The sequence below is a fragment of the Legionella santicrucis genome (assembly GCF_001468135.1).
Lineage (GTDB): Bacteria > Pseudomonadota > Gammaproteobacteria > Legionellales > Legionellaceae > Legionella > Legionella santicrucis.
The window spans coordinates 217076-224214 of record NZ_LNYU01000009.1; the positions used below are offsets into that span (position 1 = coordinate 217076).

Genomic DNA, 7139 nt, shown 5'->3' on the forward strand with positions numbered 1-7139 from the left:
GGTTTTATGGGGCTCTGTTGACTATTGATCTCTCACTGTCTCGCTCCATATTTTATATCTGATGGACTTCATAAAATTTAAAAAATGCTTTTGATCCATTATCTACTTAGATCGTTCGGGCTGAGTAATCACTTGATCTGCAGTGTTTCAATTTTGTGAGGGTTTTCTCAGGCTTTATACACGATGTCTCAGTTTTTATTCCTCATTATCCTCTTGACCAGTCCATTTTATCTATTCTTAATGAATTTAATTATTTTCGAATATTTACAAATTTTCGAAAATAATTAATACTATGTTCAGTTTTTAAATGAAGCATAATAAAAATGATACGAATTCGTGAAAAACAATCAAAAGCAAGCACTGTTTTAGAAAAAATTCGCCAGGATCTTGTGAGTGGTTATTATAGCCCTGGCCAAAAGCTACAAATGGAGCAGTTAAAAGCAAGATATAATGTAGGATACAGTCCTTTAAGAGAGGCATTGTCTCGATTAGTTGCTAATGGATTCGTTAATCTAGAAGAATTATGTGGTTTTTCTGTTCCTCTTCTATCTCTAGAAGAGTTATATGATCTTTATGCTATTAGAATGGATCTTGAAACTCGCGCTTTAGAATTATCGATGGACCATGGAGATGCATCTTGGGAAGCCGAAGTTATTTCTTGCTGGTACCGCTATGCTAAATATATTGATTCCCAGTCCGACCAATCCTTGGATCCTATAGAATGGAACGAATTCCAAAAAGAATTTACTTTTACTTTAATCCAAGCATGCCAATCTCCTTGGTTACTTAAAATTCAAGACATGTTGTATGACCATTCTGCGCGCTATCGTTTTTTATGTATAGGATTTCATCACGATAATAAAAAAGTACTGGCAGAGTTTAAGCAAGAAAATGAAGACTTAGTTGCTGCTATTTTAGCGAGAAATAAGGAAAAAGCCGTTGCGATCTCTAGAATTGGCTGGCAAAGATCGCTTGAGATTATGGCGGATCGTTTGAGGACAAAACTTATGGAGCAAATCGATGACCAAAAATAAGAAAAATTATCTCCTTATTCCATCGGTGCCTACACCTAATGGTCGCTTACATTTGGGACATATTGGTGGCCCTTTTTTAAGTGTTGATATTCTTGCAAGATATCTGCGTGCTTGTGGACACCGTGCTTGGATAATTTGTGGTACCGATAGCTATGAATCTTATGCAGCGGGAAAAGCTGAAGAAGAGAATAAAGATCCAGAAGAAATAGGCCATCACTATCATGCATTAATCGCAGAAGATCTAAAGTTAATGAATATTCAAATAGATCAATTCATTAATCCGCTGGCTGCACAATGGAGTTTTTCTTATCAAGAATGGCATCAGAAGATCTTTCAACAATTGTTAAATAATAAAGTAACATCTGTATTAGAGGAAAATATGCCGTGGGATGAAGAAAACAAACGTTTTCTGACCGGCTATTGGCTTAGTGGAAACTGTCCTGTTTGTTTCAAAAAAACCACAAGTTATTTTTGCGAAAATTGTGGTGCACATTTTCGTCCAGAAGAAATAATTCGAGAGAATAATACGAGACAAAAAGCGGTAGAAAATATTTTTTTACACCTTCCTCATCAAGTAGAGCTATGCTCCAAAGGAGTAAATCAATATATAGAAACTATATTCCAAAACTACCAAGTTCAGCAAAATAATTTATTTCGTTTAACTACTCATTGTGATTGGGGATTATCTGATCCTAGCCATCCGGATAGAACCTTATTTAGTTATGGTTTTATATTTGCTTATTTTTTGATGTTTGGGGAAATTGCCGGGAAGTTAATGGACATCAATAAAAACGCATTTGCAAATGATTCAGAGGTGATTACTATTTCTAGTTTTGGCATTGATAATGCCTTGCCATTTTTAAGCAGTGCATTGGGAATTAGTCGGGGATGTCCTCAATATAAGCCTTTTGATTATTACCTCGTTAATTATTTTTACTATCTTGAGGGCAGCAAATTTTCAACAAGCCGGCAACATATGATTGGAGTGGACGAAGCAATCTATAGAAAAAAACTCTCTAGTGATATTATTCGGTTTTATCTTGCTTCTTTAGATGTTCGTAATCAAACAGGTAATTTTGTGCTCAATGATTTTGTTTCTTATTACAATAAAACAATAGATTGGATCGAAACATTAATCATTCAAGGAGTGGGGAGCTTGGCTGATGTGAAAGCCTACGGTTGTGATCAACCTTTAAAAACGCAACTTTATGAGTTATTCGCTATTCAAGCACATTCATTACAACCGAATTGCTTTTTACCCCATATTGCAGTTCATTCTATTGATGATTGGCTCGCCTTAGGTAAAGGTTTGAGCCAGAAATCAGGTAATTATTTTTGGTGGTTAAAAGGATTGGCTCTGTTGATTTATCCTTACATGCCAGAGTTAGGAGAAACTCTTTGGGTTATTTTAGGGTATGACGGTTTACCAGTAATGAGTGATTTTTTTATTCCACCAACACGTCCTTTACAAAAATTAAAACTGAGTATAAAGCGCATTGATCAAGAGTTTGGAGTATTCAAGGAGGAAGTCCATTGTGAACCAAATGCATCATAATGAAATTTCCGATTTACTGGGTGTGGGTATCGGTCCATTTAATTTAAGTGTTGCCGCGTTACTGTCCTCAGCGGAAGCGATTTCTAGTGTTTTTTTTGATCAAAATGAAGAGTTTGTCTGGCATCCAGGAATGCTTTTTTCTCATGCAGAAATCCAAGTCAGTTATTTAAATGATCTGGTTACACTGGCTGATCCTACTAATTCTTATTCATTTATTGCTTATCTGGCTAAACATAAAAGATTATATCGTTTTATTAATGCACAATTTAAAAATGTATTAAGAATGGAGTTTAGTCACTATTTAAATTGGGTAAGTCGTTCGTTGCCTAATTTATTTTTCAAAGAAGAAGTCGAAGATATTTGTTTTAATCAATCGCATTTCGTAATGAGCACGAGCCGAAGAACGATTAGAGGTAAGCATCTTTTATTGGGTAATGGGTTACAGGCAAAACTCCCTAATTGTGTAAAGGATTATATGGGTAAAAATGTAATACACAATAAAGATTTTTTATTAAAACCAATCCATTGGCAGGGTAAAAGGGTTGCTATTATTGGTGGTGGACAAAGTGGTGCTGAAATAGTACATCATATTTTATCTCAAGAAGATCGGCTACCATCGGAATTGAATTGGATTTCAAGGCGGTGTCAATTGTTACCCATGGATACTTCTTCATTTGTAAATGAATATTTTACACCCAATTATATGGAGTATTTCTTTCATCTACCTGAGCAAGAAAAAACGCTTTTATTGCAGGAGCAACAACTCGCCAGTGATGGCATTTCTTTTCACTTATTAAAAGCGATTTATCAAAAACTTTATAGTTTAGAATTTTTAGAAAATAAGGGGCGATTTTTTAATTTTTTACCTCGGCATGAATTAATCCATATGAATAGGGATGCCGATTGGTATCAGTTATTGTTGTGCGATCTTACTACCACGAAAAGAAAATTTATTCCCGCAGATATTGTTATCCTCTGCACTGGCTATCAATGGGATTTTCCTTCTTACCTTTCTTCCTTGGCCGACAAAATACCTTTAAATAATGGAAGATTTTGTGTTAATCAGGATTTTTCTATTTTATGGGATGGTCCAAGAAAAAATCGTATTTACGTGCAAAATGCCGCTGTTCAGTCGCATGGAATTGCTGAACCCAATTTAAGTGTTATGGCATGGCGAAGTGCAAAAATTATTAATAGCATCGCACAATTACCCATTTATGATCTAGAAAATGAGAGCACTGTATTAGATTGGAACCGAGAGTTATTTCATAACCAGGAGGAGCAAAAATATGTCTCAATGGCTTGATGCAAAGATGAGCAAGGAGGATTTCGCCCCTTTTTTTTCAGATCCTGAGAACATAGCTCCTGGGGTCAATGTATATCCTATTAATTTCACATTATCTCGAGCAACCCCTCCTTTTCATACTACTTATTTTCATGTGTTAAGTCAGTGTGAAACCCCATTGGACTCCCATCAGGAAGAGGAAATTTGGATCGTTTTACAAGGATGCGGTATTTTAAATTATGAAGGATCGTGTCATTACATTAGCGCACAAGATATTTTTTATTTTGCTGCGTTTAAAAAACATCGAGTAAGAAATCCTATCGATGAATTACTTCTAATTTGCTCTATTTATTGGTAGGCGCGCAAATAATATTTTTGCTAAAAACAATAGGACTGTTTCATGAACCAATATAGGATTAGAGGATTACAATCTAATGACAAAGAGTGCTGGTTAACTTTATGGAAAGAGTATTTAAAATTTTATCATATATCGTTACCCCATGAAGTGACTGATAATACATGGCATAGGTTGCTCTCAGATGATGAACATCTAAGGGGTATTGTTTGCTGTAATGTTCAAGATGTTCCTGTAGGATTTCTTACGTTTATTCTTCATTTAAGTACATGGAGTATCGCTCCAGAATGTTATGTACATGACTTATACATTAACCCCGCACATAGGAGAGCAGGTGTGGCAAAAATGCTTATGGATGAATTAAAACACATGGGTAAGTTTCAAAAATGGAGTAGGATTTATTGGTTAACTCAGATTAACAATGATGTAGCGCAAAATCTTTACAATAAAATCGGAACGAGTGAACCTTGGATTGTGTATGTGATGTCTGATTCATCTACAGCTATTTAAGATCAGTATTAAGAAATGTTTCACTAGTTGACGTATTCAAAGACAAAATCGATGCGTTTCTAACTCTGTACTGGACAAAAATCGCTATGAAACTATATTCATCTGCTTTATGCACCGATGCAAAGGCAATGATTTTTTTCAATTCGGATCATGCTAGTATTTCGTATTAGGAAATCAACAAAATTATGTTGATGAACTTGGACTTTTGTTTACAACATAATGATAGAATGTTAATTTTTAAACTCCATATTATTGAGTAAACTAATATGAAAATAAAAATTAATTGCCCTATCGTCCTAGCTTTAGTATGTTCCGCTGCATTTTGCAAATTCACCGCAATCAAAATTAAATATTCAATCAGCACCTTCTTCCTCTGAAAAAGCACGATTTCAGTAATAAATTTTGCAAATCATGTCTGAGAAAATTCATCGGGTTTATATTTTAAACTCATTACAATGTGATGAAACGGTGGGTGGATCCAACTAATGTACATGAAAATATTATTTATATTTACCTTGTCTTTCTATTTGATTTTAGTATCGAGCGGTTTGAAAGCCCACGGTTTTGTTGGTCAAAGATTTTTCCCTGCTACTGTCACAATGGATGATCCAATCGCTGGGAATGATTTTAATTTTATATTTTTTAGAATAGAAGCTCTTAATGACGATGGTAATAAAGTTTGGACTTCAAATCCTCAATTTGCCTACGATAAAATTTTAATCAAAAATCTACAGGGAACAATTACTGGAAGCTATCTTCATATACAAAATCCAGAACGCATGCCAGCTCAAAATGGATTTGATGACTTGGCAGTTAGTTTATTATATCAAATGATCACAATTCCTGATTATGAATCGGTTCTTTCTATAGGGCTTGATACCAACATTGTTGGAACAGGAAATACCGGTGTGGATGCTGATTCTTTTACTACGTATTCGCCCTCAATCATTGTAGGACAAGGACTTGGTTTTTTACCAGAAAGTTTAAATTTGTTTAGATCGTTTGCTTTTTATACATTTGGAAGCCCGAATTATACAACTCGAGATCATCGTGCTGTCAGTGTAGATTATGACTTTGTTGTAATGTATAGTTTGCCTTATATGCAAAATTTTGTGAAATCGCTCAATACGCCTTTCATTATGAATCATTTTATGCCCATTGTTGAATTTCCTATGAATACATGCTTAGTGAGTGCTTGCGCACATCTTACAACAGGAACTATCAATCCAGGTTTTATCAGCGTATGGAAGTATGGTCAAGTTAGTGTTGAGTCATCTATCCCAATCAATAAAAATTCGGGGACTCAAGTTGGTTTTGCTATTCAAGTATTTTTATACATTGACGACATTTTTTCTCCAAATAGCTCTATAAATAGATCAATTTTTAGTTAGTTATTGAATTAATAAGGAAATAATTATGAATAGTTTAAAGAAATTAACTACAGTAATATTAATCTTGGGTTGTGTTCTTAGCCAAGCATTGTGGGCTCATGCAATGCCAAAGAATCAATCTCCTGGTGCTGGGGCTGAATTAACCCAAAGTCCTCCTGTTGTTAGTATCACCTTTAATGCACAAATAGAGCCAAAGTTTAGTAAATTAATAGTTACCGACCGTAATAAAAAACAAGTCAGTATCGGTTATGGAACAGTAGACCCAAATCACTACATATTAACCACTAAATTAAAATCTTTAAATAAAGGTCGCTATGTTGTAAGTTGGCATGTAATCGCTCATGATGGTCATGAAACGAGAGGCAGCTATTCTTTTACAATTCAATGAAATAAATTGGACTATAGTTCAGAATTATGAAAGCAATTCTAATCCAGAAATGCGCGTGAAATACGAAAAATCGAAATGCTTAATCAAAACCAAGGTCTTATAAAACCCATTTACATAGAATAATATTTTAGGGAAATAAAAAGCAACTCATTAAAAAGCCAAAGGAAATTTCTCATCCAATGGACTTATCACCTACTTCCTTTTTAAAGAATTAATCACTACTATAAAAATAAAATAGTTCTATTATTTGATCGAATGCAAGTTTGATTTTATAAAAAAAGAATAAGGATGCCTTATTATGTATAATATCATTAAACCGGCACTATTTAATGCTCAATTAATTAGAAGCTTAGGATGTACTACCTATCAAGGAGCTGAAATAGGAGAATGCCTTGCAATAGCGAATCAAATAGAACCTGGCAATAAAGAAAGTTGGTATACTCATTGGATTGCTTTTGCTGATAATAACTATAATCTTGCTGAAGCCTATCGTAACCAGGGACTTTATTTTGACGCAAAATTGGCTTTTTTACGAGCCTGTACTTATTATCGCACTGCATTTTTTTTCTTAGAGGATGAGCCTACAGACTCTCGAATTGAACATGCATTGCAATACAGCAT

Annotated in this window: 7 protein-coding genes and 1 pseudogene; all 8 read left to right on the forward strand. The window is 34.4% G+C overall.

Annotation, left to right across the window (positions count from 1 at the left end; all coding sequences use genetic code 11):
- Nucleotides 1-323 precede the first annotated feature (323 nt).
- Nucleotides 324-1034, forward strand: coding sequence for a GntR family transcriptional regulator (locus tag Lsan_RS02850; RefSeq protein WP_237762012.1), 711 nt, complete (start codon nucleotides 324-326; stop codon nucleotides 1032-1034).
- The gene (locus Lsan_RS02855) at nucleotides 1021-2589 is read left to right on the forward strand and encodes a methionine--tRNA ligase (protein ID WP_058513024.1); all 1569 of its coding nucleotides are present in this window, start codon (nucleotides 1021-1023) and stop codon (nucleotides 2587-2589) included. Before Lsan_RS02850 ends, Lsan_RS02855 begins: the two co-directional genes overlap by 14 nt.
- The gene (locus tag Lsan_RS02860) at nucleotides 2579-3895 is read left to right on the forward strand and encodes a lysine N(6)-hydroxylase/L-ornithine N(5)-oxygenase family protein (protein WP_058513025.1); all 1317 of its coding nucleotides are present in this window, start codon (nucleotides 2579-2581) and stop codon (nucleotides 3893-3895) included. Before Lsan_RS02855 ends, Lsan_RS02860 begins: the two co-directional genes overlap by 11 nt.
- Nucleotides 3879-4232: a cupin domain-containing protein gene (locus Lsan_RS02865; RefSeq protein ID WP_083505070.1), complete on the forward strand. Its 354-nt coding sequence runs from the start codon at nucleotides 3879-3881 to the stop codon at nucleotides 4230-4232. Before Lsan_RS02860 ends, Lsan_RS02865 begins: the two co-directional genes overlap by 17 nt.
- Before the next feature lie 42 nt (nucleotides 4233-4274).
- Entirely contained in the window at nucleotides 4275-4739 is a 465-nt protein-coding gene (locus Lsan_RS02870) for a GNAT family N-acetyltransferase (RefSeq protein ID WP_058513026.1), read from the forward strand.
- 491 nt (nucleotides 4740-5230) lie between these two features.
- Nucleotides 5231-6130, forward strand: a complete 900-nt coding sequence (locus tag Lsan_RS02875; protein WP_237762013.1) for a hypothetical protein — start codon at nucleotides 5231-5233, stop codon at nucleotides 6128-6130.
- 25 nt (nucleotides 6131-6155) lie between these two features.
- Nucleotides 6156-6518 carry a copper resistance CopC family protein gene (locus tag Lsan_RS02880; protein WP_058513028.1) on the forward strand — a complete coding sequence of 121 codons (363 nt, stop codon included), beginning with the start codon at nucleotides 6156-6158 and terminating at the stop codon, nucleotides 6516-6518.
- Between the two features lie 298 nt (nucleotides 6519-6816).
- Nucleotides 6817-7139: pseudogene (locus Lsan_RS22810) on the forward strand (alpha/beta hydrolase family protein); the annotation flags it as partial.

Bases quoted from the DNA above. Each gene is read 5' to 3' on its own strand.
- Lsan_RS02865 (WP_083505070.1), top strand. From the start codon at position 3,879: ATGTCTCAATGGCTTGATGCAAAGATGAGCAAGGAGGATTTCGCCCCT.
- Lsan_RS02855 (WP_058513024.1), top strand. From the start codon at position 1,021: ATGACCAAAAATAAGAAAAATTATCTCCTTATTCCATCGGTGCCTACA.
- Lsan_RS02875 (WP_237762013.1), top strand. From the start codon at position 5,231: ATGAAAATATTATTTATATTTACCTTGTCTTTCTATTTGATTTTAGTA.
- Lsan_RS02860 (WP_058513025.1), top strand. From the start codon at position 2,579: ATGCATCATAATGAAATTTCCGATTTACTGGGTGTGGGTATCGGTCCA.
- Lsan_RS02850 (WP_237762012.1), top strand. From the start codon at position 324: ATGATACGAATTCGTGAAAAACAATCAAAAGCAAGCACTGTTTTAGAA.
- Lsan_RS02880 (WP_058513028.1), top strand. From the start codon at position 6,156: ATGAATAGTTTAAAGAAATTAACTACAGTAATATTAATCTTGGGTTGT.
- Lsan_RS02870 (WP_058513026.1), top strand. From the start codon at position 4,275: ATGAACCAATATAGGATTAGAGGATTACAATCTAATGACAAAGAGTGC.